The organism is Streptomyces sp. Ru72 (assembly GCF_002920635.1).
In the GTDB taxonomy this organism is placed as follows: Bacteria; Actinomycetota; Actinomycetes; order Streptomycetales; family Streptomycetaceae; genus Streptomyces.
In genome coordinates this window covers 1-26,920 of record NZ_PQSR01000010.1, presented here as the reverse complement: position 1 = coordinate 26,920, position 26,920 = coordinate 1, and the positions used below count along the sequence as shown (strand labels likewise).

25 protein-coding genes and 2 pseudogenes are annotated in these 26,920 nt (G+C 69.1%); 14 read left to right on the top strand and 13 right to left on the bottom strand.

Annotated features, from left to right (window positions below; all coding sequences use genetic code 11):
* Window positions 1-354 precede the first annotated feature (354 nt).
* Window positions 355-1,545, top strand: coding sequence for a barstar family protein (locus C3488_RS07155; RefSeq protein WP_258053322.1), 1,191 nt, complete (start codon window positions 355-357; stop codon window positions 1,543-1,545).
* Between the two features lie 234 nt (window positions 1,546-1,779).
* Entirely contained in the window at window positions 1,780-2,328 is a 549-nt protein-coding gene (locus C3488_RS07150) for a GNAT family N-acetyltransferase (RefSeq protein ID WP_103838469.1), read from the top strand.
* 66 nt (window positions 2,329-2,394) lie between these two features.
* On the opposite strand, the gene C3488_RS41365 is transcribed toward C3488_RS07150, so the two are convergent.
* The 4 genes from C3488_RS41365 to C3488_RS07130 all read right to left on the bottom strand — a co-directional run bounded on the left by C3488_RS41365 (window position 2,395) and on the right by C3488_RS07130 (window position 7,290).
* Window positions 2,395-3,585, bottom strand: coding sequence for a hypothetical protein (locus C3488_RS41365; protein WP_258053321.1), 1,191 nt, complete (start codon window positions 3,583-3,585; stop codon window positions 2,395-2,397).
* Window positions 3,586-4,715: 1,130 nt separating this feature from the next.
* Entirely contained in the window at window positions 4,716-5,042 is a 327-nt protein-coding gene (locus C3488_RS07140) for a helix-turn-helix transcriptional regulator (protein WP_103838468.1), read from the bottom strand.
* Window positions 5,039-6,067, bottom strand: a complete 1,029-nt coding sequence (locus C3488_RS07135; protein WP_219822299.1) for a tyrosine-type recombinase/integrase — start codon at window positions 6,065-6,067, stop codon at window positions 5,039-5,041. The genes C3488_RS07140 and C3488_RS07135 overlap by 4 nt, the downstream gene beginning before the upstream one ends.
* 674 nt (window positions 6,068-6,741) lie before the next feature.
* Window positions 6,742-7,290 carry a DUF1062 domain-containing protein gene (locus C3488_RS07130; RefSeq protein ID WP_103838466.1) on the bottom strand — a complete coding sequence of 183 codons (549 nt, stop codon included), beginning with the start codon at window positions 7,288-7,290 and terminating at the stop codon, window positions 6,742-6,744.
* A gap of 413 nt (window positions 7,291-7,703) precedes the next feature.
* On the opposite strand from C3488_RS07130, the gene C3488_RS07125 reads away from it, so the two are divergent.
* Window positions 7,704-8,555 carry a restriction endonuclease gene (locus C3488_RS07125; RefSeq protein ID WP_258053320.1) on the top strand — a complete coding sequence of 284 codons (852 nt, stop codon included), beginning with the start codon at window positions 7,704-7,706 and terminating at the stop codon, window positions 8,553-8,555.
* Window positions 8,556-8,606: 51 nt separating this feature from the next.
* Here C3488_RS07125 and C3488_RS07120 read toward each other — a convergent pair whose 3' ends face one another.
* Together C3488_RS07120 and phoU are read right to left on the bottom strand one after the other, a co-directional pair.
* A complete protein-coding gene (locus C3488_RS07120) occupies window positions 8,607-9,065 on the bottom strand; it encodes a PPOX class F420-dependent oxidoreductase (protein ID WP_103838465.1) in 459 nt (152 codons plus the stop codon).
* Window positions 9,066-9,210: 145 nt separating this feature from the next.
* Window positions 9,211-9,882 carry a phosphate signaling complex protein PhoU gene (phoU, locus tag C3488_RS07115; protein ID WP_103838532.1) on the bottom strand — a complete coding sequence of 224 codons (672 nt, stop codon included), beginning with the start codon at window positions 9,880-9,882 and terminating at the stop codon, window positions 9,211-9,213.
* A 270-nt stretch (window positions 9,883-10,152) separates the two neighbouring features.
* Here phoU and C3488_RS07110 point away from each other — a divergent pair, with 270 nt between their 5' ends.
* From C3488_RS07110 to C3488_RS42520, 3 genes and pseudogenes are all read left to right on the top strand, one after another.
* On the top strand, window positions 10,153-11,469 hold the full coding sequence (locus tag C3488_RS07110; RefSeq protein ID WP_103838464.1) for a glycoside hydrolase family 3 N-terminal domain-containing protein: 1,317 nt from the start codon (window positions 10,153-10,155) through the stop codon (window positions 11,467-11,469).
* 461 nt (window positions 11,470-11,930) lie between these two features.
* Window positions 11,931-12,152, top strand: coding sequence for a hypothetical protein (locus tag C3488_RS07105; RefSeq protein WP_103838463.1), 222 nt, complete (start codon window positions 11,931-11,933; stop codon window positions 12,150-12,152).
* Between the two features lie 317 nt (window positions 12,153-12,469).
* Window positions 12,470-12,649, top strand: a pseudogene (locus C3488_RS42520) (glycoside hydrolase family 2 protein); the annotation flags it as partial.
* 10 nt (window positions 12,650-12,659) lie between these two features.
* On the opposite strand, the gene C3488_RS07090 reads toward C3488_RS42520, so the two are convergent.
* A complete protein-coding gene (locus C3488_RS07090; RefSeq protein WP_103838461.1) occupies window positions 12,660-13,592 on the bottom strand; it encodes a 2-dehydropantoate 2-reductase in 933 nt (310 codons plus the stop codon).
* Between the two features lie 188 nt (window positions 13,593-13,780).
* On the opposite strand from C3488_RS07090, the gene C3488_RS07085 reads away from it, so the two are divergent.
* Both C3488_RS07085 and C3488_RS07080 read left to right on the top strand, forming a co-directional pair.
* A complete protein-coding gene (locus C3488_RS07085) occupies window positions 13,781-14,413 on the top strand; it encodes an ABATE domain-containing protein (protein ID WP_103838460.1) in 633 nt (210 codons plus the stop codon).
* A 35-nt stretch (window positions 14,414-14,448) separates the two neighbouring features.
* Window positions 14,449-15,447 (top strand): cyclase family protein, encoded by a 999-nt coding sequence (locus C3488_RS07080; RefSeq protein ID WP_103838459.1) that lies wholly within the window; start codon window positions 14,449-14,451, stop codon window positions 15,445-15,447.
* A gap of 247 nt (window positions 15,448-15,694) precedes the next feature.
* Here the strand turns inward: C3488_RS07080 and C3488_RS07075 are convergent, their stop codons facing one another.
* Window positions 15,695-16,006 carry a hypothetical protein gene (locus C3488_RS07075; protein WP_103838458.1) on the bottom strand — a complete coding sequence of 104 codons (312 nt, stop codon included), beginning with the start codon at window positions 16,004-16,006 and terminating at the stop codon, window positions 15,695-15,697.
* Window positions 16,003-16,815 (bottom strand): phytanoyl-CoA dioxygenase family protein, encoded by an 813-nt coding sequence (locus C3488_RS07070; RefSeq protein WP_181138912.1) that lies wholly within the window; start codon window positions 16,813-16,815, stop codon window positions 16,003-16,005. The genes C3488_RS07075 and C3488_RS07070 overlap by 4 nt, the downstream gene beginning before the upstream one ends.
* 70 nt (window positions 16,816-16,885) lie before the next feature.
* Here C3488_RS07070 and C3488_RS07065 point away from each other — a divergent pair, with 70 nt between their 5' ends.
* The gene (locus C3488_RS07065; protein ID WP_103838457.1) at window positions 16,886-17,656 is read left to right on the top strand and encodes a helix-turn-helix domain-containing protein; all 771 of its coding nucleotides are present in this window, start codon (window positions 16,886-16,888) and stop codon (window positions 17,654-17,656) included.
* A 93-nt stretch (window positions 17,657-17,749) separates the two neighbouring features.
* On the opposite strand, the gene C3488_RS07060 is transcribed toward C3488_RS07065, so the two are convergent.
* Together C3488_RS07060 and C3488_RS07055 are read right to left on the bottom strand one after the other, a co-directional pair.
* A complete protein-coding gene (locus C3488_RS07060) occupies window positions 17,750-18,907 on the bottom strand; it encodes a low temperature requirement protein A (protein ID WP_103838456.1) in 1,158 nt (385 codons plus the stop codon).
* Window positions 18,908-19,096: 189 nt separating this feature from the next.
* A complete protein-coding gene (locus C3488_RS07055; RefSeq protein ID WP_103838455.1) occupies window positions 19,097-19,834 on the bottom strand; it encodes a flavodoxin family protein in 738 nt (245 codons plus the stop codon).
* A 229-nt stretch (window positions 19,835-20,063) separates the two neighbouring features.
* Here C3488_RS07055 and C3488_RS07050 point away from each other — a divergent pair, with 229 nt between their 5' ends.
* The 4 genes from C3488_RS07050 to C3488_RS07035 all read left to right on the top strand — a co-directional run bounded on the left by C3488_RS07050 (window position 20,064) and on the right by C3488_RS07035 (window position 24,870).
* Window positions 20,064-21,842: a histidinol-phosphate aminotransferase family protein gene (locus tag C3488_RS07050; RefSeq protein WP_103838454.1), complete on the top strand. Its 1,779-nt coding sequence runs from the start codon at window positions 20,064-20,066 to the stop codon at window positions 21,840-21,842.
* On the top strand, window positions 21,839-22,642 hold the full coding sequence (locus tag C3488_RS07045; RefSeq protein WP_181138911.1) for a phosphatidate cytidylyltransferase: 804 nt from the start codon (window positions 21,839-21,841) through the stop codon (window positions 22,640-22,642). The genes C3488_RS07050 and C3488_RS07045 overlap by 4 nt, the downstream gene beginning before the upstream one ends.
* 159 nt (window positions 22,643-22,801) lie before the next feature.
* Complete coding sequence (locus tag C3488_RS07040) at window positions 22,802-24,325, top strand: DUF4118 domain-containing protein (protein ID WP_103838453.1); 1,524 nt, start codon at window positions 22,802-22,804, stop codon at window positions 24,323-24,325.
* Between the two features lie 149 nt (window positions 24,326-24,474).
* Window positions 24,475-24,870: a response regulator transcription factor gene (locus C3488_RS07035; RefSeq protein WP_258053319.1), complete on the top strand. Its 396-nt coding sequence runs from the start codon at window positions 24,475-24,477 to the stop codon at window positions 24,868-24,870.
* Here the strand turns inward: C3488_RS07035 and C3488_RS07030 are convergent.
* Window positions 24,848-25,501 carry a response regulator transcription factor gene (locus tag C3488_RS07030; RefSeq protein ID WP_103838451.1) on the bottom strand — a complete coding sequence of 218 codons (654 nt, stop codon included), beginning with the start codon at window positions 25,499-25,501 and terminating at the stop codon, window positions 24,848-24,850. The genes C3488_RS07035 and C3488_RS07030 overlap by 23 nt on opposite strands.
* Window positions 25,502-25,948: 447 nt before the next feature.
* Here C3488_RS07030 and C3488_RS07025 point away from each other — a divergent pair, with 447 nt between their 5' ends.
* Window positions 25,949-26,404 (top strand): ATP-binding protein, encoded by a 456-nt coding sequence (locus C3488_RS07025; RefSeq protein WP_258053318.1) that lies wholly within the window; start codon window positions 25,949-25,951, stop codon window positions 26,402-26,404.
* A 78-nt stretch (window positions 26,405-26,482) separates the two neighbouring features.
* Here the strand turns inward: C3488_RS07025 and C3488_RS07020 are convergent.
* Window positions 26,483-26,920, bottom strand: a pseudogene (locus C3488_RS07020) (carbohydrate ABC transporter substrate-binding protein); the annotation flags it as partial.

The window sequence follows — 26,920 nt, the reverse complement described above, 5'->3', positions numbered from 1 at the left end:
GTTCGACCAAGCGCCCCATCTCCCACATCGACTCCCTGTCACCGGCTGCGACGCCCATGCGCAGCAGGCGCTCGGCCTCGTCGAAGTCGTCGTGCAGTTTGGCCAGCATGGCCAGAGTACGAAGAGCTCTCATGTCACCCGCCTCCGCGGACGCCCTGAGGCGCTCCGGAGTGCCGTACCGCCTGCGTAGCCGCGCATACTGGTGAAGAGGAGGTGTTCCGAAGCTGCGCAATTCCTCGGTGCTCGCTGCACCACCCTCGGATAAGAACGACAGCAACCAAGCTGCTGAGCGCACGGTCGCCCGCGACGGTGGTCTCCTGACCGACGCCGTATCTTGGGCAAGAGATTGGTTGAGTGTTCGGGGGACTTGTGCGGATCGCAGATCACGCTGCCTGGGATCGGGGTTTCCCGGTCAAGTACCTGCTGGTCCGTGAGGACGAGGAGGGCGAGGAGAAGTACTGGGGGCGGTGCGCGAGCGTCGAGGGCATGTTTGTGGACAAGGTGCCGCCGAAGCGCGAGGTATTGACGCTGCGAGGATGCACTCCCACAGGTTCTTTGCGCGATGCCCTGTCGCCAGCCGCAGAGTCGACTGAGCTGCTGGGCGATGTGTGTGTCGAGGTATGGGACGACCAGCAGCCGCTGCAGTGGTGGACCTTGGTGGACGCTGTGGTCCTCGCCAACCAGCCGAACCGAAGCGACCCGGCCCTGGTGGATGTCGTCGTGGGGGCCGGGGTCGAAGAGGAACACGCCTGGGACCACACCCTGCCGGTGTTGCCGCAGTTCAAACTGTTCGCGGGAACCACCATGGTCGCCAGGCCCGCTGGACACTGTGTCGGAGTGGATGGGCTGTTTGTCTCGCGCGGGGCCCCGCCATCGACTCCACTGCACCTCATCGGATGCGAAGCCGCTGAACCTTTGCTCGCCGTCTTGCGTCGACCCCGCAAGTGGGACCGGGACTGGGTGCAATTGTGGGCGCTGGACCGCCGCGGCGAGGTGATGTACCGCCACAACGTGTACCTGCGAATCGAGAAGACACAGCCGTCTGTGCTCGGAGGCGCCCTCGTCGACATCACACTCGCTGACGGCGGCGACGATCGGCCTCCGCTGTTGGCCCGGCCGATCTGGGAGACCTGGTATCGGGGAGTTCCGACAACCCGCAACCAATGGGCCCCATACTCCTCGCAGGGTAGATCCGAGTGGCTTGACCTGACGGCCACCCGCATGAGCGGCCAGCGCCCGGACCGCTCCGGCTGCACCCATCATCTTGACGGCAAGTTCGTCACCGACGTGCCCGGCCTTCACTGCGCGATGGCAGAGGCCCTCGTGGGGCCCGGGGGCTACTTCGGCCGGGAGTGGAACGCGTTCAAGGACTGCCTGGGTGGTGGTTTCGGCGTGGCCCTGCCCTTCACCCTGATCTGGCACGATGCGGACGTAGCGCGTCGAGCGCTGGCAGACGTCGTCTCGGATCCTGATGAGGGGCTCTCCTATTTCGAGGACATCGTTCGGCTGCTCAAACGCTGCGGTGTAACCGTCGTTCTTCAGTAGGGGTTTTGATCTCTGGCCATGACGTGTCTGCGCCTGGATGATCTGGGTCGTGGACTATGGGGCGCAGGACGCAAGATGTGGCGCCCGCTTGCCGGAAACCTGACCGACGGTGCTGCTACCAGCGCATGTCGGTCAGCGGTCTGCAGTGCTCAGGTGCCCAGCACACCCGGGCCAGTGGCTTGATCGGTCCGCGCGTGTTGATCGCTTCCGAACCTGCTGGCTAGGTTGGCCGGCATGGCTGACCCCAGACCCATCGCCTGGCCACCTGCCCCGATCAAGACCGAGCGGCTCGTACTGCGCGAGTCCGAGGCCCGGGACCGCGTGGCGGTCATCGAGCTGAACGCCTCGCCGGAGGTGAACGCCTACCTTGGTGGCCCTCGACCGCGCACCGAGCTCGAACGCACGGTGCCCGAGGTCCCCGGGCAGCGCCTTGGCTGGTTCGTGGTCGAGCTGGACGGAGCAATGATCGGCACGGTCCAGCTCAAGCCGCACGCCCCCGAGAGTCCAAGTAACCGCCGTCTGGAGGCCGGGGAGACGGAGCTCGGCTACTTGTTCCTGCCAGAGGCGTGGGGCCGCGGGTACGCCACCGAGGCGTGCACAGCGGCACTCGACTGGTTTGCTGGCGCGCTGCCTGGCGAGCCGGTGGTGCTCTACACCCAGACGGCTAACGCCGGCTCGATGCGCCTCGCGGCGAAGCTGGGGTTCACCGAGCTGGAACGGTTCGAGGCGTGGGGCGCCGAGCAGTGGTTCGGCGTGTGGTCTTCGCTCACGCCATCCGATTGATCGGCTCTGCGGTCGACGATCGCGATGGCAGCCTAGTACCCCAAGGTCGGCGGAGGTCCGACCGCGCTATTTGATAGCTCTGAGGGCCGCGAGGTAGCCGGCCCAGCTGTCCTGGGCGAGCGCCGCCCACTGGGTAGCGGTGTTCCTGTGGACGCCGAAGAGGTCGCTGGTGATGATCGGCGGTAGTTCCCCGGCCATGCCGACCAAGGCCGTGTTGCGGGCGGCGATGGTGGGCAGGCCGTGCTTCATGAGTTGTCCTGACAGCGCCTCTGGGCTGCGGGGGCGGCTGGCGGGCTGGCCGGGCAGAAGGAGCTCGGGATGCTCCCTGGTAGCAAGCGGCCCCAGGGCGGCGCGCGACCGGCCTGTAGCGATCTGCTCTTCGATGAGACGAGCCAGCGTCGGCGGCAGGAGTACGGGGTTCTTGTCGAAGGTGAAGTAGGCCCCGCGCTCGTCTTGGTGGAAGCCGTCGGTCGTCAGGTGGACGATGCGGATGAGGGGCAGGCCGTAGAGCCGGATCAAGGCGCCGACGATCCGAAGTTCCAAGGGCAGTGAGCCATCCGTCAAGCATCGACGGAGCTGGTCCTCGTGCTCCTCGTCATCGAGGAATAGCACCGGCATGGCCATCGGGCGCCCGGGATACTCCAGGTTCTGAGTCAGGCCACGCTTGTTCGTCCACCTGATGAAGGCGGCATTCGCGCGCCGTTGCGAGGTCTTGGCCTGGGTGAGCCAGGTGTCGAGGTGGGACTGCGTGAGGCCGGTGAGCTCGAGCTGCTGGCTGTCGAGCCACTGCATGAACTCGATCGCAGCACGGATCTCGTTGCGGTCGGCGGTGGCGGCGTTGAGCGAGTAGCGTCCGCGGTCTGCCCGTCGGCGGGCGTCACGGATGACGAACCACTCGGCGAAGGGCCGAATGATCTCTATGTGTGCTGCCGGCAGGTCCTGGGCGGTCCTGCGGAACCACAGTTCCAGCTGGTTGAAGTACTCCTGTCGCTTGGGGAGTACGTGGGTGTGCACCAGCAGGTCGCGGACGTGGCGGGTGGCCGCGTCCTGGGGCAGGTCGTCGAGAAGTTCGTGGGTGATCTCCGCGTGGCCGGCGGACAGCGTGGCCAGGAGGCGGGCGCTCGGGCTGCGGCGGAGCCATGCCAGGACGGATCTGGGGCGTGGGGCCGTGGCGAGGGCCTCGGCAAGCGGAGCGAGCGCGGGGACGATCTGCCCGTCCTCACCAGCGAGGAGGTTGCCGACGCGGTCGCCTGTCACGCAGCGCACGCAGCATCCATCGCCGAGGATGTCGCCTGGAGTGCCGCATCGGCGGCAGGAGAAGTCGATGTCGGTGCCGCAGCATCGGCCGCAGGTTCCGCCGCCATCGTCGCTGCGGCCGACCAGCACGCGGGCGACGCCGCAGAGGGAGCAGGGCTCTGGGGTGCGTCGGCGCCTGTTGTAGCACGGGGAGCAAAGTGGGCCGACCGGCCAGGTGGTGACCGTGGCTTTCTTGTCGCGCCCGCAGTCGACGCATCGACGTGGAGGCCGGGGGCGGCAGGGATCGCAGAGGAAGGCTCCGCCGGCTCTCTTGCTGTGCGCGCCATCGCGGAAGCGTCCGCAGACGGTGCACACCCCTTCGAAGGTGTAACAGCGGTGGCAGACGCCAGGTTCGCCGTTCTTCCCCCGCTTGGCGAGCTGCGTCACCTGGCCGCATTTGCCGCAGAGCTTGGCGGGAGCGGTATAGCAGCGGGAACAGAGCGGCCCTTCTGGGGACTTGGCCTGGACTGGGCGGATGGTGCCGCAGCGGGCGCACTCACGGTCGGGGTAGCCGGCGCACCGGCGGCAGAGGGCGACCAGCGACTCTTCCCGGTGCCGAACCCGGTAGGTGCCGTGTCGGCCGCAGTCTGCGCACGGGCCGGTGAAGCGGTGATCGTTCACGTAGCAGGTGCGGCAAATCGCCCCTTCCTCTTCCGAGCGGGTGACGATGTGACCGTTTTCCCCGCAGCGGGAGCACGGACGGAGTTCGGTCCGAGCAACGCACCAGCCGCAGGCACGGCCTTGTGGTGTGGGGCGTGAGACCTTCCGCAGGGTGCGGCCGCAGATCGGGCAGTCGAGCTGGGTGACGGCATCGCCGTGGCCAGCCGCCTCAAGCGTCTGCAGCAGCCGGGGCAGGGAGCCCGGGCAGTGCGGGGACGGGGCGGTCAGTGCCTGCGGGTGCTCGGCTATGTGGGCTTCGAGTTCGCGGGCCATAGGCGGGCTCCACGCCTTGGCCCGCTCCAGGATTGTCTGGGCCTCCTCCTCGGTCAGCGACGGCCCGATGGTGTTCTGAAGGAGGGCGACGAGCCGGGCCCGGATCTTGGCGAGTTCGCGCCGGGCGGCCGCTTCGGAGGGTCTGATCTGTCGAGTGCTCACGACTGTCCGGGGCGGCGGATGACGGTCCGCCGCGGGGCGCTCGGCGCCGGGCTCGTCTCGTCGTCGGCGGTCTTGCGGACCTGGATGTTGACGATCTCGGGCTTGATCAGGTCGTTCGGGGTGCAGTCCAGGATGTCGCAGAGCGCGACCAGGGTCTCCATGCTCATTCGCTGCGGGGCCTGGGTCACCAGCCGGTAGACCTGTTCACGGGAGAGCGTGATGCCGCGTTCGGCGAGAAGCGGCACCAGGTCGGAGGTCTGGAACATCTGGCGCTCGGCCATCAGCTGTCGGAGCTGCCACTGGTAGCCCATTTTCTTGATCACGGTGTCACGTCCCAGTAGTCGCCCAGTCGGTTCTTCAAGGAAGCCTCCAGCATGGTGTTGCGGTACTCGTTCGAGACACCCATGTAGATCGCCGTGGTCGATGCGTGGGAATGACCGACATTTTCCTGTACGAACCGCGCCGGATAGCCGAACTCGGTCGCATGCGTGATCCAGCTGTGCCGGAGGCAGTGCAGGTCGAGATCCTCGTCGAGGTCGGCGTCCCGGCGGGCGGCGACGAATGCCTCGTTGATCGACCGCGGAGACAGCCGGCCGACCCGCTCGGTGACCCACAAAGCAGGGTGCCTCCCGGGGGAGAACTGCGGGCGGACCTCGGTCAGATAGTGGTCCAGGCTGTCGGTGACCCAGTCCATCTCCGGGATCAGCAGTGCGGTCCGCTGCTTCGGCGGTGCCCCCTTGCTCGACTTGCCGAACCGCACCATGACGCTGCCGTACTTGCCGAACTGCGGCATCTTGCGGTTCCGGCGCAGGTCGGCGAGATCGACCTTGGACGACTCGGTGCGACGCGTGCCGTAGGCGTAGACGGTCTTGAGTACTGCCGCGTCGCGCAGGGCGGCCAGGGTTCCTTTGCGGCCCTGGCCGCGTATTCGGCTCGGTCGGGCGTCGGCGGCGTCGAACAGGGCCTGGACCTCGTCGTAGGTCAGCGGACGGCGCCGTGGGTCGGCCTCGTACTCGACGGTGTGCAGAACCGAGTTGCCCTCATGGAAGACCTCCTGCGGAACCTCACCGAAGCGCTCCAGGCATGTGTCGATCCACTCGTAACGGGCGTCCAGCAGGTATTCGAGGAACAGACTGACCGTCACTTCGTACGTGCGGGCCGTGGACATCTGGATCGGATCGGAGCCGCTCCGCAGATGCGCGATGAACGCCTCACCGTCCGCAGGAGTCCACTGCCACGGGTACAGGCCGGTGAACTCCTCAAGCCGCTTGATCAGCCGCAGCCGAGGGCGGACGGTCTTCTCCTTCAGAAACCGCGCGGACTGCTGCCTCGCCCACCCCTCCAGCATCGCGTCGAAGACAGCTGGCGCAGGGTCAAGATGGATGACGTTTCGCGCCAGCACAAGACGAGCCGAACCCGGCGCTTGCACATTCACACGCCTGTTGTATCAGATGCAACATTGTTGAGTCTGCATGTTAGGGTGCAGGTCAGGGGGATAATCCACCTGCTAGCAGGGGTAATCTCGGGAGACACCGACCAGGGGAAACACCGCTGCCGCCACCCTGCGCAATGTTGCATCTGATGCAATTCAGCGCGTTTTTCCGGATGAGCCACAGGATGCCGATCCCCCACAGCACCCAGCTCCACTGCATGAGCGAGCCCTTTTCGGCCACCGCGCCGACGACGCTGAGAACCGCGGCGACGAACAACAGACAACCGGTCATATCCCGTCCCCCCTGTGCCACTGACCCGAACAGCCGCAGAACAGAGGGATTCCCGTCGTGTCACGGGATGAATCCGGTCGCGCGGCTCGACAGCAACGGCATTCGGCAGCAGCACGAACCCGGGACGACCACTGCGGATTCCGGCATGCTGTCCTGCCGGCTTCTGGCTGTGCCAGGCAGGCAGGCGACCTCGGCATGCCGGCCCCACCTTGCTCCCTTCCGCGCGCCCCCGGCCCGCCGTCCACCGCGGCGACGGGGAACGGGCCGAGGGCGCGCGAAAAGCGGTCAGACGTGAGGCTCAGCGCTTGAGCGTGAAGGTGAAGTCGCCGGACACCTTGCCGCTCAGCCGGACGGCCGAAACGACTTTCCCCTCCGCGACCAGTCTCTCGACCTCCGCCCGTGAAAGACCGCAGCCCTCGGCGATCAGTCGCACCGGCCGGACGGGGATCCGCGCCGCAAAGCGGACCGAGACGTCGATGACCTCGCGGTCCAGGTGATCCGACCCGCCGGTGTCGAGGCGCCAGGCACCGTCCCAGTCGAGGGCGATGCGGTTACGGCGCCGCACGACCGGGTCCTGAAGCAGCTCAGCCGTCAGGCCGAGGTCGTTGTCATGCAGCCGGTCCAGCAGCTCAGGTGGTACGGAGCGCACGTTGATCCGCTCCAGGACCGTGAGCTTTGCGGTTTCCCCGCAAGCGGTACAGAGCACGAGGAGCCAGGCGTCGATGACCTTGTGGTTTGCGTTGACGCGGAATTTGCCGCTTGCCCGGAAGCGCTCGGACGGACACGTGTGGCAACGACGGAGAACGCTCGGGAGGCAGGTGGGCGTGACCACCCAGTTGTTGAGCACAGAAGTACACCGGTTTCAGTGAGAAGTCCGCAGCAGAAAGGAGCGCGGCGCACAGGTGCGACGCGCGACGAATCAGCACTCGGGAGGTCTCACAGGGTGTACAACGGCATGTCCTTCGCCAGACGACTGGGTTCGGCTGCACGGTAGCGGTGCAAGGCAGCGCTGGTCCACGGGTTTTCGAGCGCCTCACCGCCCAGGTTCTGTCCGGCGGATCCTGCGATGGGCGGTCTCGCGGTCTCCCGTCTGCGGCCCGGCCGTCGACTGGTCACGCCGGGCCCCGGCAGGGACGATGTAGCCGGGCCGCCGCGACGGTTGTGAACCCCCCGGTCCAGGGCAGACGGGAAGTGATCTTCGTGTCGGTCCTGTTGGGGGGAGTAGACCTCGTGGCAACGCCCGTCCGCCGTAGGCGCCCAGTGAACTCTCGGCGCTCCTTCGATCTGCGCTACACGGCCCTGTTCTTCGTTCTCCTGGCCGCTGTCGTCAGCCTCGTGGGCCTGACCGCCCGGGCGGCGATCGGTGTCGCCGAGCAACGCCCCGCCTGGGCCGTCGTCCTCGGAGTTCTCGTACTGACGGCCGCCCTGCTCCTGCGGCGGCGTCGGCGGCATCCCTTCTCCGTGGCACGGACCGCGCGCAAGGCCACCGCCGCGCTGGACGAGGCGACCAGGACGGCACTCGACGTACTGGATCACGAGCCTTCTGCCGGGCGGGCCGCCGCCGCATCCGCCACGGTCGGCGGACCGCCCGTCGTACCCGCCGGGCGGACGGATCCCCACGAGGCTCCCGCCGCCTCCGGTAACGCCGAGGAGGCCGTCACGCTCACGCCCGACGTGGCGGCCGCTCCTCCGACGACCGGGCCCTTCGACCTCGAGACCCTGGGTCCCGATGAGTTCGAGCAGGCGACGGCCGCCCTGTGCGAGCGCGACGGATGCACGGAGGTGGAGGTCGTAGGCGGAGCCGGAGACCTCGGCGTCGACGTGGTGGCCACGGCTCCGGACGGAAGGCGTGTCGTCATCCAGTGCAAGCGCTACGGCGATACCAACCGGGTCGGATCCCAGGACCTCCAGCGCTTCGGCGGCACGTGTTTCACCGTCCACGGGGCGGATGTCGCGATCGTCGTCACCACCAGCGGATTCACCGCACCAGCGCTGGAGTACGCCGAACAGTGCGGGATCGTGTGCTGGGACCGCGACGACCTGGAGGCATGGAGCGACGGCACCGGGCCGGAACCCTGGCGGCCGCAGGCGGCGGACACGGACGTGCCCTGACCTGTGGCGCCAGGCACACGGCCGCGACCGGCAGGGGCGGCCCGGCCTGTCCTAGCCCTCGATGTCGAGCGCCGTTCCGTACAGCCGGTCCACCTTCAACCGGATGACCAGTCGCCGCTCGGCAACCAGTTGTTCCAGGAACGCCTCCTCGTCCTGCGGCTTTGCGTCCTGCGGGATCATCCCGAGCAGTTCCCGACCGACGTCGTCGCCAGGAACCGTCGTGATCTCGGAGACCTCGGCCTCGCCTTCCGCGACGGCGAACGACCACACGTCACCGCCCTGCACATGCAGCGCGGCACGCGGGTCACGCCGCAGGTGCCCGACCTTGATGCGGTCGGCCGTCGTCGAGAACCGCGCGATGCGGGCCTCGGGGTCCCAGCTGTACAGCATGGTGGTCAGGTGCGGAAGGCCACTGCGCTTGAGGGTGGCGAGCGTACCGAACCGCTGCTTGCCGAGCAGCTCGGAGAGGGCTTCGTCGGACAGTGGGCGAGGCGCTGGTCCTTGAGTCATGATCAGATCAACACCCGGGACTGCCCGGCAATTTCCTCGATGCCGTGAATCCCGCCCCCGATTCGGGGCCTTGGAGCGCGAGTTCGCGCACCTTGAGTCGCGCGGAAGGCCGGGCTGCAGCGGGCGGCATCACGCACTCGCCGCGTCAGGCCAAAGGCCGGTCGGTGGGCAGTTGGTCCGCGTGCTCACCGGTGACCAAGTAGACGACGCGCTGAGCCACTGACACCGCGTGGTCGGCGAACCGTTCGTAGTAGCGGCCGACGAGCGCGACGTCCACGGCTGTCTCCACTCCGTGGTGCCAGCGTTCGTCCATCAGGTGCTGGAAGGTCGTGCGGTGGAGTTCGTCCATGCGGTCGTCGTCCTGTTCCAGCCGGAGGGCGACCTTGACGTCCTGAGTGAGGATCACGTCGGCTGCCTGCGCCATAAGGCGCTGTGCGAGCTGGCCCATCTCGAGGATCGTGCGGCGCAGATCGCGGGGTACGGCACGTTCGGGATAACGCATCCGGGCCAGCTTGGCCACATGCTGGGCAAGGTCTCCCGAGCGTTCCAAGTCCGCGCTCATGCGCAGCGAGGTGACCACGATGCGTAGGTCGGTGGCGACCGGCTGCTGTCGCGCCAGTACCGCGATCGCCCGGTTCTCCAGGTCCCGCTGCAGGTCATCGACCCTCTGGTCGGCGGAGATCACGCTTTCGGCAAGCTGGAGATCGGCGTCCAGGAGCGCAGTGGTGGCCAGACCGATGGCCGAGCCGACCAGGTTCGCCATCTCCACCAGCCCATCACTGATCGCACCCAACTCCGCGTGATAGGCCTCCCGCATCGCGTCCTCACCGTCCAATCGTGTGTTCGCCTGGCCTTCCGCCCGGTTGCCCCGTTGACCCGTTGCCAGACTCGCACATACCGGGCGTGTCACCGGGCCGAGCGTCATCGGGCCGGCAGCGGGGGCCGGGCGTCAGCCGGCAGCGGCATCGGCCGGTCGCGAATCGACGTACGGTGTGATGGACAGCCGGCCCAAGCTCGCCGTGCCGGAAGCGGCTCCCCAGCCCCGCGGACCGAAGCGATCCGGGCAACAAGCTCAGGAGAGGAATTCATGACGACGCGTGTCCGCCGGCCCGGAGGTCGCCGCCCCGCATCGCTGCGCACCATGACCCCGCTGATCATCCTGGCGCTGACCGCCGCCGCCTGCGGCGAATCGGCCACGCACGGAGGACCGGCCGATCCTCCCCGGCCCCCCGCCAGCAGCTCCGGCACGAAAACCCCTGGTACCGGCGATCCCCTGCCCAGCCGCACCACGACCAGTGCCGCTTCGGCCACCACCGGGGCCGCCACGAGTCCCGCTCCACCGACCCCGGCCGCAACCTGCACGGACCGGTACTTCTCCGGCATGACTCCGGATCAGCGGGTTGGGCAGCTTTTCATGGGTGGAGTCTCCGCAGCCAACCCCGACGGGGCTCAACTGCGCACTCTGCGTGACCACCACGTGGGTTCCATCATGCTCACCGGGCGCAGCAGCGCCGGTACGACGGTGACCAGGAGGCTGGTCGACGGTTTTCGCGGTCAGGCGGACCAGGTCGCCGGTAAGCGGGTCGGGCTGATGGTCGCCACCGACCAGGAGGGCGGCCGGGTGCAGGTGCTCAGCGGCCCGGGCTTCTCGGCCATACCCAGCGCGCTGACCCAGGGCAGCTGGCCGGTCACTACGCTGCGTACGCGGGCCGCGGGCTGGGCGGAGCAGCTGAAGGCTGCCGGAGTCGATCTCGATCTGGCCCCGGTCGCCGACGTGGTCCCGGCAGGCCTGGGCACCCGCAACGGCCCCATCGGCCAGTACGCCCGTGAGTACGGCCACACCGCCGACACCGTGGCCTCCCACAGCAACGCCTTCGCCGCCGGCTTCGCGCAGTCGGGCGTGATGACGACACTCAAGCACTTTCCGGGACTCGGCCAGGTGATCGGCAACACCGACGTCAGCGCGAACGTCGTGGACTCGGTGACGACCGCCGGCAGCCCCGATCTGCTGCCCTTCCGGGCGGGGATCCGTGCCGGTTCGCCGTTCGTCATGGTCTCGTCGGCCACCTACACCAAGATCGACTCGAAGCACCTGGCGGCCTTCTCGCCCACTGTCATCGGTCAACTCCTGCGCCGTGAGATGGGCTTCAAAGGCGTGGTGATCTCGGACGACCTCGGGAACGCTGTCGCGGTACGGTCCTTCACCCCGGCGCAGCGGGCGCTGAACTTCCTCTCGGCAGGCGGAGACATGATCCTGACCGTGCGGCCGAGCACGGTACCGGCGATGGCGCAGGCGATCCGGACCCGGATGCAGCAGGACGCCTCCTTCCGGGCCAAGGTGGACGATAGCGTGCATCGGATCCTCGCCGCGAAGCACGCTGCGGGGTTGCTCGTCTGCCGCTGAGCCCGTTCATCTCCACCGTGGGACAAGGACGGAGCGCCGCCCGCGCCGCCGGGAACCTGAGCGGTACGGCCGGTTCAGGCTTCACGTGCCCTGCCCGTGCTCTGCCGGACGATCGGCTCCGGCAGCGGCACGCATACCGTCCGCGCCGGTGAACCGTCGACCTCATCCGCCCCGCCGCCACGTAGCAGCCGACGGCTCCTCCTCGTCTTCCAGCGAGCCGGTGGGAGCCGTCCGCGCAGGCCGCAGCCGTTTCGACGAGGGCGGTATCGAACGGCTTCGCGGAATGCGCCGGTCGCAGAGCGTGCCACCAGGATCACGTAATGACGCTTCCCTCCTCGCCGCAACGCAGTCGGTCATAAAAAATGCGAAAACGGACACAATCGGGCGATAAACGGTATAAAGTGGGCACTGCGTAGCGAAGGCACGCACCAGCCGACAGCCTCGATGCCAGGAGAAACCGCATGACCCACGGAGCGAACGCCGCTCCCGACCCCAACCCCCGCGCCGACGCCGCTTCCGCCCACGGCTGCGAAGTCTGCAACGGCTGGGGCAGTGTGATCACCCACTGGGGCCGCCACGAACTCTGCTCCACCTGCCAGCCCCACGCCGACCGAGAGGACCACGACACCAGCACCGCACAGTTCCTCCCAGCGGGGCTCGGGGGCAATGGCAGTCGACGGTGAGAGTGAGCCGCCGGCGGACCTCGCCGGTGGCCGGGACGCATGCGGCGTCGCCATGATCCGCGTCGGCGAGGTCGAAGACGGCCGAGCATGGCTCCGAGACCTGTGCTGCGGTAGGGAGCCGGGAGGGGGAAGCCACCGAGGTTGCTCCACAGGGCGATCGACGCCGGTTTTCCCTCCGCCTCCAGGGCCAGGGCCGGCCGGCCGGGGCCGTCATGGACGCAGCGGCGGGCGGTGTCCACGACCCCGTGGTGGCTCAGGTCGGTGACGATCTCCGTCGGCACCGGCTCACCACTCCGCGAAGGAGACGTCGGGGTGCCGAGCTGACGGCGGTGATCCGCAACCAGGGCCCGGTGGTGGCCGCCATGGTCCGGATCTCGCTGCTGGAGGACCCGCACGGCCGCCGCGTGCTGCCGACGCTGTACAGCGACAACCACCTGTGGCTGCTGCCCGGCGAGTCCCGGACGGTCCGCCTGTCCTGGCCGACGGGAGCCTGCTGACGCCGTGCGGTCAGCGCTCCGGATCGGGTCGTCCCAGCTCGTAGGGGGCCAGGAGGTCGGCGATCGTCTGGTTGCGCGGTGTGGCGATACCGAGCTCGCGGCCGAGCGTGACGACGCTGCCACTCAGCCAGGGCAGTTCCAGGCGGTTCCCCTGCGTCAGGTCGTTGTGCATCGAGGACGTCATCGCGGCCGGCAGGGTGTCACAGAACGCCAGCCTCTCGTCGGCGAACCGCGGATCCAGACTCACCCCGGCGGCACGGCCGACCTGCACGGCCTCCGTCATCACATCGCGCAGCAGCTCCCGGCAGTGAACGTCGGAGCGGATCACCCCAATGGGCTGACGTACGGCGGTGGTCGTCGCCGAGAGCCCCACCAGGAAGACGAACTTCTCCCAGATGACCCGTTCGATGTCCGAGCTGAGCTCTGCCTCGATGCCGGAGGAGACGCACGCGTCGAGGAAGTCGCCGGCGCGAGGGGTGTCCGCGCCGTCGTAGGGGCCGAACACCACCTTCTGCATCACGCCGCGGTGGGAGACGACGCCCGGCTCCTCGATCACGGCGGAGATGTAGCAGACGCCGCCCCACACCGCCTGCGTCGGCAGGTGCCGGCGCAGGACTGCGTCCTTGCGGACCCCGTTCTGCAGGGAGATGACGCGGGTCCCGTCGTCCACGACATCGGCCAACTGGGCCGCGACGTCCTCGGTGTCCCACAGTTTCACGGCGACGAGCACCACATCGGCGGGTTCCAGTTCCGCGATGGAGGCCACCACCGACGTCGCCGGGACCTTCAGGTCGCCGAGCGGGCTGCGCACCAGCAGTCCGCGTTCCCGTATGGCCTCCAGATGACGGCCCCGGGCGACGAAGGTGACCTCGTGGCCCGCTGCGGCGAGCCGGGCGCCGAAGTAGCCCCCGACACCGCCTGCCCCCACGACGGCTATGCGCATGACGTGTTCCTTTCCCCTACGGGAGATGACGTACATCGTGCCGGGTCTCCCCTCCCGGCAGGACTGCTCGCTGCTCGCCGGCCGGCGCGGGCGCGCTGCGCGGTGGACCGGAGAAGCCGGGAGCGGGGCGGCGCACATCCACGGGCTCTACCCCCCTTAGTAACCTTTTACGGGGTTACTATAGCCACATGGTCGAAGAAGCACAGGACGGCCGACGCACCCGGGTCACGGCACAACTCCGCGAACTCCGCTTCGACGCCGGATCCCTGTCGTTGAATCTCATCGCCACGGTCGGGCGCCGCCCGATCACGCCGATCGAACGGATGGGCGACATTGACCGGCTCAGGGCCTGGTGCGAGGGGGTACGGCTCGCCGTTCACCCGGACGAGGACCTGCCCGGGCTACTCGAAGCCCTGCACGAACTGCGGGCCTGCGCGTACGACGTCACGGTCGGACACCTTCACCGCCACGCCCCCCGGGAGGAGTCGCTGCGGCTCCTGAACCAACTGGCCCGGGTGCACCCGCCGGCCCCCCGGCTCGAGGCGGACGCCGATGGCCTTCCCGCCGCAGCAAGCAGCCCCGGGCTGTCGGCTCCCGAACTGCTCTCGCTGATCGCGCGAGACCTGATAACACTGCTCTCGGATCCGGTGCTACGGCAGAGGCTGCGCGAGTGCGACTCCCAGATCTGCCGGATGATCTATCTCGACTCCGCGCAGGGAAGGCCCCGGAAATGGTGCTCGATGCAGCGCTGCGGTAACAGCACCAAGGCGGCCAGGCATCGCCACCACCGCGAGAAGGCCGGTGATCTCCCCTCGCCCTGATCAGCGACACCCTCCGAGCCTTGGAGCGCCGAGCGATGACCAGCAGTCCGTACTATTCCCCCTCCGCATCCGATCGCGTCCCGGACGCCCACCGGAGATCCGCTCCGGACAACGGCCCTGCCCTCACCCGGGAGGAGTTCGACGCCCTCTTCGACACCGTACGCGCCTGGGGCCGTTGGTCCCCCGAGGACGCCGACCGCGGCGCCTGGAACCGGGTCACCCCGGAGCACTCCCGGCGGGCCACGGGCCTCGTCCGCACCGGCACCACAGTCCCCATGGCGCTGCCCTGGAACACGGTGCCGGGCCCGGACAACGGCAAGCCGGCCCTACACTACATGTCCGACCTGGGGGACGTCGAGGCCCCCGAGCCGTCCTGCCACAAGGACTTCATCGCCACCGACTACCACGGCAAGGGCGTCAGCCACCTCGACGCCCTCTCCCACATCGCCTACCGCGGACAGCTCTACGACGGGCGCACCGCCCGGGAAGTCGTCGACGCGGCCGGCGCCCGCTTCGGGTCGGTCTCGGCCCTCGGCCCCCTGGTCACCAAGGGAGTCCTGCTGGACCTGCCCGCCGTACTCGGCGTCGACTGGCTGGAGCCGGGCACAGCCGTGCACGCCGCGGACGTACGCGCCGCCGAGAAGGCCCTCGGGGTGACCGTCGACGACGGGGACGCGGTCCTGCTGCGCTCCGGACACTTCCGCCGCCGCGCCGAACTCGGCGCCTGGAACCCCGATGCCGCCAGCGCCGGACTCCACGTGGACGCGATGCCCCTGCTGGCCCGGCGGGGGATCGCCCTGCTCGGCGGCGACGGCGACAGCGACGTGCGGCCCTCGCCCGTCGAGGGGCTGCACTCCCCCGTGCACGCCCTGGCCATCACCGCCATGGGCGTCCCCCTGCTGGACAACCTCGATCTGGAAGCGCTCTCCGCTGCCTGTGCGCAGGCCGGTCGCTACGAGTTCCTCCTTGTCGTGGCTCCCCTGAACATCCCCGGCGGCACCGGCTCACCCGTCGCCCCGGTGGCGGTGCTGTGACGGCCGCGGACCGCTCCACCGTCAAACTCGGCCGCGATTTCCTCGACGCGGAAGGCCGCAATGTCCGGGGCGACATCCGGCACGGCGAGTTCGGAAGCGGCACCCGGCGTCGAGCGGTGCTGTCTGCGGCGCACCACGGACGCACTCCTCGCCGCCCGAACGACGCGCTCCTCGCCGCCCGCACCCGCACGGCGCCCTGGTCGACGTCACCCTCGGGCGGCCATGCGGGCGCGCGTCTCATCAGCTACTACCGGGAGGACTCCGCCCGCGCCGTCCCGTCTTCCGCGTCCGCTTCCACGAGCTTCTCGAAGAAGAACTCGTGCTTGAGGAACGACACGTCGTACTCGTGTCCCGGATAAGGCGGGATCAACTGGGCGGCCTGGAACAGCCGCCAGCCGTCCTCCAGGGCATGCACGCCCGACTTGTACGGCGGTTCGTCGCCGTCGCCGGTCGTGGGCGAGGTGCCTCCCGTGCCGTCGTACCGCGACCAGCCCACGGTCTCGGAATCCAGCGCGGAGGTGGCCAGGTAGAGCACCAGAACCTGCTGACGGTAGCTCATGCGATTTCCTCCTGAGGGCGGTTGGAGACCCGGGTCACCCAGTGGTCCAAGTCGAAAGAGTCGTCTCCGGTGAGTGCGCGCCACAGCAGGACGCGGTTGTAGAGCTCCAGGCGTGAGGTGGCGTGCTCGTACCAGGGGAAGTGGGCGGCGAGGTTCTCGGCGACACGTGGGTCGTCGAGGTCGGAGGTGTCCCACAGGCGCCGCTGCCGTACCGTCGGATTGAAACGGATCTTGAACATGTAGCGCTTCACGTCACTGTCGTTGCGCCGCCCCCCGTGCCAGATTCCGTGGTGCAAAAACACCACAGTGCCGGCTGGACAGACGAGCCTGGACTGACCGCGCAGGTTCTGGTAGCGGCCGGTGTCCGACTCGTTGGTCCGCCGCAGATGGCTGCCGGGCACGCTGAGGGTGCCGCCCATGTCGGGCGTCACGTCCTGCGGGTAGTACATCAACTGGACGTCGAAGGCGTCCGTGCGCACATCGATGATCGCGTCTCCGTGGAGCGGCTGGGCCCGCCCCTCGTTGGGCTCGCGCACGTGCACGGCGTGGTGGTCGACGCTCGGCCCGGGGCCGACGAGTGAGTGCAAAGCGCCTGCAACGACGGGAAGCTCGATCAGCCGCCGGACGAACGATCCGTCCGAATAGGCGTCCTGAACGCTGCTGCCGTAGGGCACACCGGGGATGCCGTTGCGCAGGACCTCGATCCCCTCCTCGTTCATGTCCGCGGGGACGACGGCATCGAAGCGCAACGAGCCGTGTGCGACGAAGCGGGCCATCTCGACCGAGCTCAGCAATGGGATGTCTGCCATGCGGCCACCGTAGGGATCGAGGAGCGCTCGGCGCGTGGGCGTGGTTCACCACTACTGGTAGCTTTTCACCATGCTCGAAACGGAGCTCCAGCTCGGTGAACCGCCCGTCGTGGCGAACGCCGGCGTCAGCGTCCACGGAGTCGTGAGCCGAACCGACGTCTTCCGGCTCCCCGAGCTGTGGCAGCTGCACCTGTACCAGTACGAGGCCGAACTCGACGTCGACGGCACTCCGCATGCCATCCGACCCGGCCAGGTGAGTCTCGTACCACCCGGGGTCACGGTCCGCTACCGCTACCAGGGGCGCTCCGAGCATCTTTACGCACACCTGCGCATCGTGGCCGTCGGACCTTCCCGGACGCTGCCCGTCGTCCAGGACGCCGGCCCGGAACTCCCGGCCCTCGACTCCCTGTTGCGGCAGGCGGTCACCGCCCTGCCCCGCGATCCGCAGCGCACCAGAGCCGAGATCTGGACCGCGCTGTGGCGCATCGCCCACCTGACTCCGACCGCCGAGCGGCCCCGTCCACACCCGGCGGTCAGCACGGCCATCGCCTACATCGAGTCGCACCTGGCCACACCGCTCACCGTGCCGGATGTCGCACGGGCCGCGGGGGTCTCGCACAACCACCTGACAAGGCTGTTCCGCGCCGCGATCGGCGACACGGTCGTCGGCTACATCCGCAGCCGGAGACTCGACCGCGCCCAGCACCTGCTGCGCGCCTCGACTCTCTCCATCTCCGCGGTCGCCGCCTCCGTCGGCATCCCCGACCTCCAGGCGTTCAACAAGGCGTGCCGACGCGAGCTCGGAGCCTCACCGCGTGCCCTACGGGGGTTCGACGCGTGACGTTTGCTCCGGCACCGGCGAGCGGCCCGCTCGAGCGCTGTGCGACAGCGGCGGGGGACCTGACGGATCTCTCCCGGGCCACATCGAACAAGCTCAGGGAATGGCTGCCGCGTCTGACGACCGGGTGATGCGGTGGTGCTGGATCAAGGAGACGGCCACGCTGAGTGCCGCGACGAATCCGGCCAGCAGCACCGCCCACGAGCCTGCGAACGTGCAGGCCAGGATCGCGACCGCGGTCAGCGGCAGGACCAGCTGCTGCCGCAGTGACGGCTTGTGGTGGCGCGCGTGCAGGAGCCAGGTGAAGAACACGAACCCGGCCGTCGGGACGGTGACCGAGGCGGCGGCGCCGGTGTCGCCGACGTGGGCCTGGCCGACCACCTGCTCGATCGCCACTTCGAGTCCGGCGCCGATGCCGGCGGCCGTGGAGAAGACCAGATAGTGCCCGTATCCCCACAGGAAAGGACGTCTGCTCGTCGACAGGTGCTCGTGGATGGGCACGACGAAGTAGATCCAGTAGGCGGCGAAGACGATCAGCAGGCCCCCCGCGGCGATCGGAAGCAGCTGCGTCGTACTGCCCCTGTCCAGAGCCCCCTGTACGGCCACCGTCGCGGCGGCGACCGTCTCGCCGAGGACGATCAGGGTGAACAGTCCGTAGCGCTCGGCGATGTGGTGGGGGTGCCAGGGAGTGGGCCTTTGGCGCTCGGCCAGCACGGGCACGGCGAGTTCTGCGGCCGCGAGGCCGACGAACACCCACACCTTCACGTCCGTGTGCGGCAGGAACCCGAACGCCACCCAGCCGATCTGCACGAGGACGACGCCGGCGGCGTACCGCAGAGCGGTGACTCGGGCGTCGCCCCGCTCACTGCGGGCCGCTCTCATCCACTGAGTCGTCAAGGCCAGCCGCATCACCACGTAGCCGATCACGACGGTGGAGTAGTCCGTGCGGTCGAAGGCGCGCGGAACCCCGGCAGCCAGGATGAGGACGCCCGCGATCTGCACCAATGTGGTGAGCCGGTAAGGAACGTCGTCCGTGTCGTACGCCGAGGCGAACCAGGTGAAGTTCATCCAGGCCCACCAGACGGCAAAGAAGATCATGGCGTAGCCGCCCACACCCTGTCCGGCATGCCCCGCCGCCACGGCGTGCACCAGCTTGCCACCGGCCTGCGCGACGGCCACCACGAAACAGAGATCGAACAAGAGCTCCAGCGGTGTCGCGACGCGGTGCGCTTCCGTCGGGTCCCGCCGGACCATCGTCCGCAGCAAAGGCCCGGCCGGAACCCTGCCGCCCGGCGGGCCGCCGACGGGATCACTCACCGTCCGTACTCCTTCCCGTTCCACGAGTGGGGGTCCGTGCCACGATCGCGAAAGCGGCGTGCCTCGGCGGACGGTATGCGGGCGAGTGGCTGGATGGCAAGGGCCGCCGGGCCGTTCGGGAGCGTCCTACCGGTGTTCGGGGTTTTCGTAGTCGCGGCGGCAGCCCGCGTCCCAGGCGGTGCGCTGGTTGCCGTAGGCGGGAATGCCGCCAAGGTCCTTCAGCGCCCGTGCCAGGTGCAGCAGGTTCCAGGTCATGAAGGTCGTGTTGCGGTTGGTGAAGTCGTTCTCCGGTCCGCCCGAGCCGGGATCGAGGTAGGAGGGACCGGGGCCCGCCTCGCCGATCCAGCCCGCGTCGGCCTGGGGAGGGATGGTGTAGCCCAGGTGCTGCAGGCTGTAGAGGACGTTCATGGCACAGTGCTTGACGCCGTCCTCATTTCCGGTGATCAAGCAGCCACCGACTCGCCCGTAGTAGGCGTACTGGCCGGCTTCGTTGAGCAAGCTGGAGCATGCGTATAGGCGTTCGATCACCTGCTTCATCACGGAGCTGTTGTCACCCAGCCAGATGGGACCTGCCAGGATGAGGATGTCGGCTGCGAGGACCTGCTGATAAAGGTCGGGCCAGGCGTCGCTCTCCCAGCCGTGCTCGGTCATGTCGGGCCACACGCCGGTGGCGATGTCGTGATCGATGGCCCGTACCACATCGGTCCGCACTCCCTGTGCGTCCAGGATGGCGGTGCTGCGGTCGATGAGTCCCTGGGTGTTGCTGGGTTCCGGCGACCGCTTGAGGGTGCAGTTGACCACCAGGGCCCGCAGGTCGTCGTAGCGAGCGGGCCGTCTGTCGGTGGCGGGCGAAGAAACGGTCACAGGTCCTCCCGAAGTCCTGCCGCCACGCTGTGCACGGCGGCGCGTCCACGTCCAGCGTGCGGACCGGCGGAGTGCGGCGCCACCACCAGACGTCCGAATGGTCCCCCGCGCACAAGCAGCAGGGGCGCGGCTGCGCCTGAGTACGCGTACTCAGCTGATTGCGTCACTTGCCTCTGACCCGGCCGGTCCGTGTCGCCCACGATGAAGTGCCCCCACGAGAGAGGTGCTTATGGGCCGTGACCTACAGCTGCGAGTTGCTACTCCGGAGGATCTCGAGTGGATCCACGAACTGCGTCACCGCGTGTATGCACAGGAGTTGGGCCAGCATGAGCCGGATCCGGCCGGGCGGCTTCGCGACGGGCTGGACGGCGACAACGTCTACCTGGTCGCGGCGCGAGGGGCGGCCCGTATCGGCTTTGTCAGCCTGACTCCGCCCTGGTTGGGGCGTTACGCGCTGGACAAGTACCTGACCCGCGACGAGCTCCCGCTGCTGACCGAGAGCGATCTGTTCGAGGTTCGCATCCTCACCGTTGAGCGGCGCTGGCGGGCCACCGCGGCGGCACCGCTGCTGATGTACGCGGCGCTGCGCTGGATCGCCGCCCGCGGCGGTCGTCGGGTGGTGGCGATGGGGCGCACCGAACTGCTCACCATGTACCTGGCCGCCGGCCTGAGCCCGGTCGGCCGTACCGTGCACAGCGGTGCCTTGACGTTCGAGGTGCTGACCGGCCACGTGACCGAGCTGACGAAGGTCACGGCGGGCCGTTACCGCACCCTGCTGGAGCGTCTGCGGTCCACAGTGGACTGGCAGCTGGACATGCCGTTCGCACCTCGGCCGGACGGCTGCGAACACGGCGGCGCCTCGTTCACCGCCATCGGCACGGACTTCCGCACGCTGCGCCGGCGCCACCAGGTGGTCGCGGCCGACGTACTGGACGCCTGGTTCCCTCCGGCACCCGGGGTGCGAGCGGTGCTCGCGGAGGATCCGGCCTGGGCCGCCCGGACCTCGCCGCCGACCGGCGCCGAGGGCCTGCTGGCGGAAATCGCCACGGCCCGGGCGCTGCCGGCTGGGACGCTCGCGGTCGGCGCCGGTTCGTCCGACTTGATCTACAGGGCGTTCGGTCAGTGGCTGACCCCGGGAAGCAGGGTGCTTCTCACGGACCCGAGCTACGGCGAGTACGCCCATGTCACGGAGAGGGTGATCGGATGCAGGGTGGACCGGTTCCGGTTGCGTCGCGAAGACGGCTGGCGGATCGATCCGGCCCGGTTGTCCGCTGCCGTCGAAGACGGCCGATACGACCTCGTGGTGGTGGTCAACCCGAACAACCCGACCGGACGCCACGCGCCGGCCGCCGAGCTGCGCTCGCTGATCGCCGCCGCACCGGGCCGAACGCGCTGGTGGATCGACGAGGCGTACCTGGGCTATGCCGGCCTGACGGAGTCGCTCGCCGGCTTGGCCGCGACGGACCCGCGGGTGGTGGTCTGCAGCTCGTTGTCCAAGATGTACGCACTATCCGGTATGCGGGCCGCGTATCTGGTTGCCGAGCCGATCACCGCGGCGCAGCTACGCCGATGGACGCCACCCTGGCCGGTCAGCCTCCCGGCGCAGTTGGCCGCGGTGGCAGCCTTGCGCGACCCGGCGTACTACAGCGACTGCTGGCTCCGCACCCACGCGCTGCGCCGGCAACTGGCCGCAGCCCTGGCGGGGCTCGACGAGACCCTGGTGGTCGAGGAGGCCGTGGCGAACTTCCTCACCGTGACTCTGCCGCCCGGCGGGCCGAGCGCCGCTCGACTCGTCGACGCGTGCCGCCGCCACGACGTGTACCTGCGCGACCTGTCACCGCTGTCGCCGGAGTACCAGGGGCGCACCGTGCGCATCGCGGTCAAGGACACCGCCGAGAACGCGCGCATCGTGGCCGCGTGCGAGGCCGCCCTGCAGGTTCTGCGGCCGGGTCCGGCCCCGCTCGGCGCGCTGTCTCCGGGCGCTCCCGGCACCGGATCCGCTCGGTGATCACCGTGGCGTCCCTGGCGCCGTACCTCGGTGGCGCGCTGGCGCTGGGCGGCATCGCGGTGGCCGTGTCCCGGCGGCGCGAGCTGATGGTCCGGTGGTGCGCTTGGGCGGCCGGGGTGCCCCTGGTCACCGGCGCGTTCTGGCTGGGCCGCCCGGGCGCCGCAGCCATCGCCGTCACGGTCGGGGTGATTGCGGTGACGGAATTCGGCGGGCTGATGCGGCTGGGCCGGGCAGACCGGGTGGTACTGGCCGCGGCGGTCACAGGTGTGGTGACGGCCGCCTGGCTGGCGCCCGGGCAGGTGCTCCGGGTGGTCGCGATCGGGGCCCTCACGGTGGCCGCAGTGCCGCTCCTGGCCGGCGACGCCGACCACGGCCTGCGACGGCTCTGCGCCGGCCTGCTCGGGCTGGCCTGGCTGAGTGTGCTGGCCGCGCTGGTACCGCTCGGGGCGAGCGCGCTCGCGTTGTTCGTCGCGGTCTCGGTCGCCGACATCGCGGCGTACTTCGCCGGTCGAGGGCTGGGCGGACCGCGGCTGTCCCCACTGTCGCCGGCCAAGAGGTGGAGCGGGACTCTGACCGGGTCCGCGGCCGGGCTCGGCGTGCTCGCCGCGCTGTCCGCGCTGAGCTGGCCGATGGCAGTGGCTGTGACGGTCGGCGGCCCGGTGGGCGACCTTCTCGAATCCATGATCAAAAGGGGGGCACAGGCAAAGGACGCCGGCCGTTGGCTACCCGGCTCCGGAGGTCTGCTGGACCGAATCGACTCGCTCCTCGTCGCGCTGGCCGTCCTGCTCGTCCTGCGCTGACCCGCACCGCCCAGCTCCACGGCCGGACACGGCCGGTCGGAGCGGGCGGGCAGTGCGCGGGACAGGCCCGCCCCACACGAGCGGCGCCTACGCCCGCCGGGGCGATATGTCACACTTTGGCTAACGGTGTCTGTCAGGTTCGACCAAGGAAGCGACGCGATGGCTCGGCGCCGGGTGCGTTTGCCGACTCGGCGTTGGTTGAACGGTCTGCTCGCCAGCGTCGCGCTGGTGGCTGCGACAACCGGCGTCATCGCAATCCTCGGGCGACACATCTCGCCGCTGCACCTCCTGGTGCTCTACCTGCTCGCAGTCCTCCCTGTCGCCGTCATATGGGGTACGAGGCTGGCGCTGGTCACCTCGGTGCTGAGCGTGCTGGCCTACGTATATCTGTTCGTCCCTCCGGTCCACTCGTTCGAACTCGCGGATTCCGAAAGCGGAATCGCGCTGGGTGTCTTCCTCCTCACGGCCGCGGTGGTGGGAGAGCTGGCGGCCCGCCTACGGCGGGCGGCACTGGCGTCGGCACGCCTGACGGAGGAGCAGTCCGCGTTGCGCCGCGTCGCGACACTGGTCGCCCGGTCGGCTCCGGCTTCGGCGGTCTTCGAGGCCGTCACCCGCGAGGTCGGCCTGCTCTGCGGTGCCGATCTCGCCCGTATGGAGCGCTACGAGGCGGACGGCACCGTCACCGGCGTCGCCGTCTGGAGCCGGAGCGGGGTACCGGACCCGCTGACCGTCGGCAAGCGCTTCAGCCTGAACGGGCTGAGCATCGCCCGCGAGGTCCGGCACAACGGTGGTGCGGCCCGGATCGAGAATTTCGCGGACGCCACAGGAGCGATCGCGCAGGAGGCGCGTGCGCTGGGTATCCACTCGTCGGTCGGCTGTCCGATCACGGTTGCCGGGCGACTGTGGGGCGTCATCGCCGCGTCGAGGAAGAACGAGGAGCCCTTCCCGGCGAGCACGGAGGCGCAGATCACCGGGTTCACCGAGCTCGTCGCCACCGCCGTCGAGAACGCCGAAGCCCGTGCCGAGCTGACCGCCTCACGCGCCCGCATCGTCAACGCGGCCGACGAGACCCGTCGGCGCATCGAGCGCGATCTCCACGACGGCGTCCAGCAGAGGCTGGTCTCGCTCGTGCTGCTCCTGGGCGCCGCGCAGACGAAAGTGCCGCCCGAGTCGGAGGAACTCCGAGCACGACTGCACCACGTCACCACCGAGCTGACGGATGCGCTGGACGAGCTGCGCGAGATGGCGCGCGGCATCCACCCCTCGGTCCTCACCAGAGGAGGTCTCGCTCCCGCGCTCAAGGCGCTCGCTCGGCGTTCCCCCCTGCCGGTCGATCTCGTGGTGCACACCGAGACCGGGATTCCCATGCCGATCCAGGTCAGCGCGTACTACGTCGTCTGCGAAGCACTGACCAATGCCGTCAAGCACGCGCAGGCCTCGGCCGTCAGAGTCACGGTCGAGGCCGGCGACGGGGTGTTGGGCCTGTGCGTCCACGACGACGGCGTCGGCGGTGCCGACTTCGTCCGCGGCACCGGTCTCGTCGGCCTCAAGGACCGCGTGGCGGCGCTCGGCGGCAGGATCTCTGTCGAGAGTCCGCACGGAGCGGGAACCACCCTGCGTGCAGAACTCCCGCTCACCGAGGCCGCCCGCGATTCCATGAAGCCGGCCAGAGCCGGGGACTGAACTTCCGAGACGCGCCGTGCGCCGAGCTGCAGCGCGGTGATCCACGAGGCCACCATGCATGACAGGCGGTGGGCAACCGGTCATGAATACAGGTAGCAGGAATGCCGGCCGGGTGTCCGCGCTGCGATCCTGGACACATGTTGCGCTGCATGATCGTTGATGACAGCTCCTACTTCCTCAACGCTGCTCGCTGCTTGCTGGAGGGCGAGGGCATCATGGTCGTGAGCGTGGCATCGGACAGCGCACAGGCGCTGCAGCAGGCAACGCAGCTCAGGCCGGACATCGCACTGGTGGACATCGACCTCGGCAGCGAGAGCGGCCTGGAACTGGCCGAGCGGCTGCGCCATGAGGCAGGCCCCTCGCCGCCTCCGGTGATCTTGATCTCCAGTCATGCCGAGGACGAGTACGCCGACCTCATCGTGGCGAGTCCCGCGCTCGGATTCCTCGCGAAGACCGCGCTGTCCAGCGGTGCCATCCACGACCTGCTCGCCCGGAGGGATGACGGTCACCGTGACGCCCCGGTCACCGAGCCTCCAGAAAGGTGATCACGGCGCGGACGCGGCGATGGTCGTCGTCGGTTTCCGGCAGGCCCAGCTTCGACAGGATGCTGCGCACGTGCTTTTCCACCGTGCCTTCGGTGACCCACAGACGGCGCGCGATGCCGGCGTTGGACCGGCCCTCGGCCATCAGGGCCAGAACCTCGCGCTCACGCTCACTGAGCACCGCCAGCGGGTCCTCCCGGCGGCGGGCGGACACCAGCTCCTGGACCAGCGCGGGGTCCACCACCGAGCCGCCCTTGGCGATCCGTTCCAGCGCCTCGAGGAACTCCTGTACATCGCCGACCCGGCTCTTGAGCAGGTAACCGATCCTGCGGCCGTCGGCGAGCAGCTCCATCGCGTGCTCCACCTCGACATGCGCCGACAGTACGAGAATGCCCGTGTCGGGGAAGTCCCGGCGGATGGTGCGTGCCGCCTCGAGCCCTTCGGTGGCCTGATCCGGCGGCATCCGGATGTCCACCACCACCAGCTCCGGCTCTTCCCGCCGGACGACGTCAAGGAGCTGCACAGCGTCACCGGCCTGCCCCACCACGGCCAGGCCCGAGCGCTGCAGCAGGCTGGCCAGCCCTTCGCGCAGCAGCACGTCATCGTCGGCGAGGACCACCCGTAGATCCCTCATGGCCGATCCGTCAGCACAGCGCCCGGACCCAGCTCTGCGGGTCCGGGTCCCTTCCCGTCATGCCTCCATTGTCGGTGAGCCTCAGCCGGTGGGCACCCCACGGCGAGCACCGTGGCCACCATCGATGCCTTCAACCACGACGTGCCGAGCGAGCGGCGGGGTGCGATCCTGCGTACCCCGGCGACCGCCTTCCGGCCGGCCCGGTCTCTGTCGCTGCACCCGGCCCGTCCGCACTCTCGCACGGCGAAGTCCCTACTCTCGCACGGCGAAGACCCATAGAGCGGCGACTGTCCGTTCGGTGCCGACTGCGTTCCGTGTATTCCCGCTGGCCGGTAAAGAGGTTGGGCGCTGGCCACGACGACACACCTCACGGATACACGGGAAGGTGGTCACGTCCAGCCCAACCAGCGCCACGAGACCGACGGCACCACGTGCTCGAAGAAGGTGATGGCCGCGATGTACGTCTGTCCTCCAGATCTCCTGCCCCAGCAGGCGGGAACCCGGCACACGTCGACGCCCGGCCGCACCTGGGCCCTGGCGCACCGCCCAGAGGCCGCGCGGGAAGCCCGCAGGATCTCCCGTCACCTGCTCACCCAGTGGGAGGTCACCGAGGAGGTGGCGGACTCGGTGCTGCTGGCCGTCTCCGAACTGGTCACCAACGCTGTACGGCACGCCCAGCCGCCCCTGACCCTCGGACTGTGCTGCGACCCCACGGCCGGGCAGGTGCACATCGAGGTGTCCGACGGAGGCCCCACCGTCCCGCACGGCGGCCAGGCAACCGAGCGCACCGACGACGAGCACGGCCGCGGACTCATGATCATCGAACTGCTCGCCGAGGCGCACGGCGACCGCCTGGAGGCCGGGCACGCGATCCACTGGGCCGACATCACCACCAGGGGCTGACCGACCCCGCGCGTCGGGGCGCGCCGCCCGGAGGCGGCACCTCGGCCGCCTCCGGGTTCTGGATACCGGTGTCGATGCTCATGAGGACGCGAAGATCGTCTTCTTCTGGCGCTCGATGGACGACAGGAGGCTGTCCACGCCCTTGGGGTTACGGACGAAGTTCTGCAGCGAGGGCTGCATCACCGTGGAGGTGAAGTCCGGCCGGCTGTCGCGGTCCATGAACTGCGTCAGGTTCTTGGCGCCGCTGATCATGTCGTACGCCTTCTTCTGCAGGGCCGTGTACGAGGAGGTCGGGGCGTTGCTGGAGGCGGCGACGACGCTCGGGTCGGACGCGAGATAGAAGGACTCGGCCTCCGGGGTGCCCAGGAACTCCAGGAGCTTCACGGCACCGGCGTGGTTCTTGGGGCTCTTGCTGAGCATGAACCCGTCGGTCGGCGCCTCGACGGTGTCCTGGCCGTACGCGGAGTTGATCTCCGGGAAGGCGAAGAAGTCGAGGTCCTCCACATCGGCCTTGTC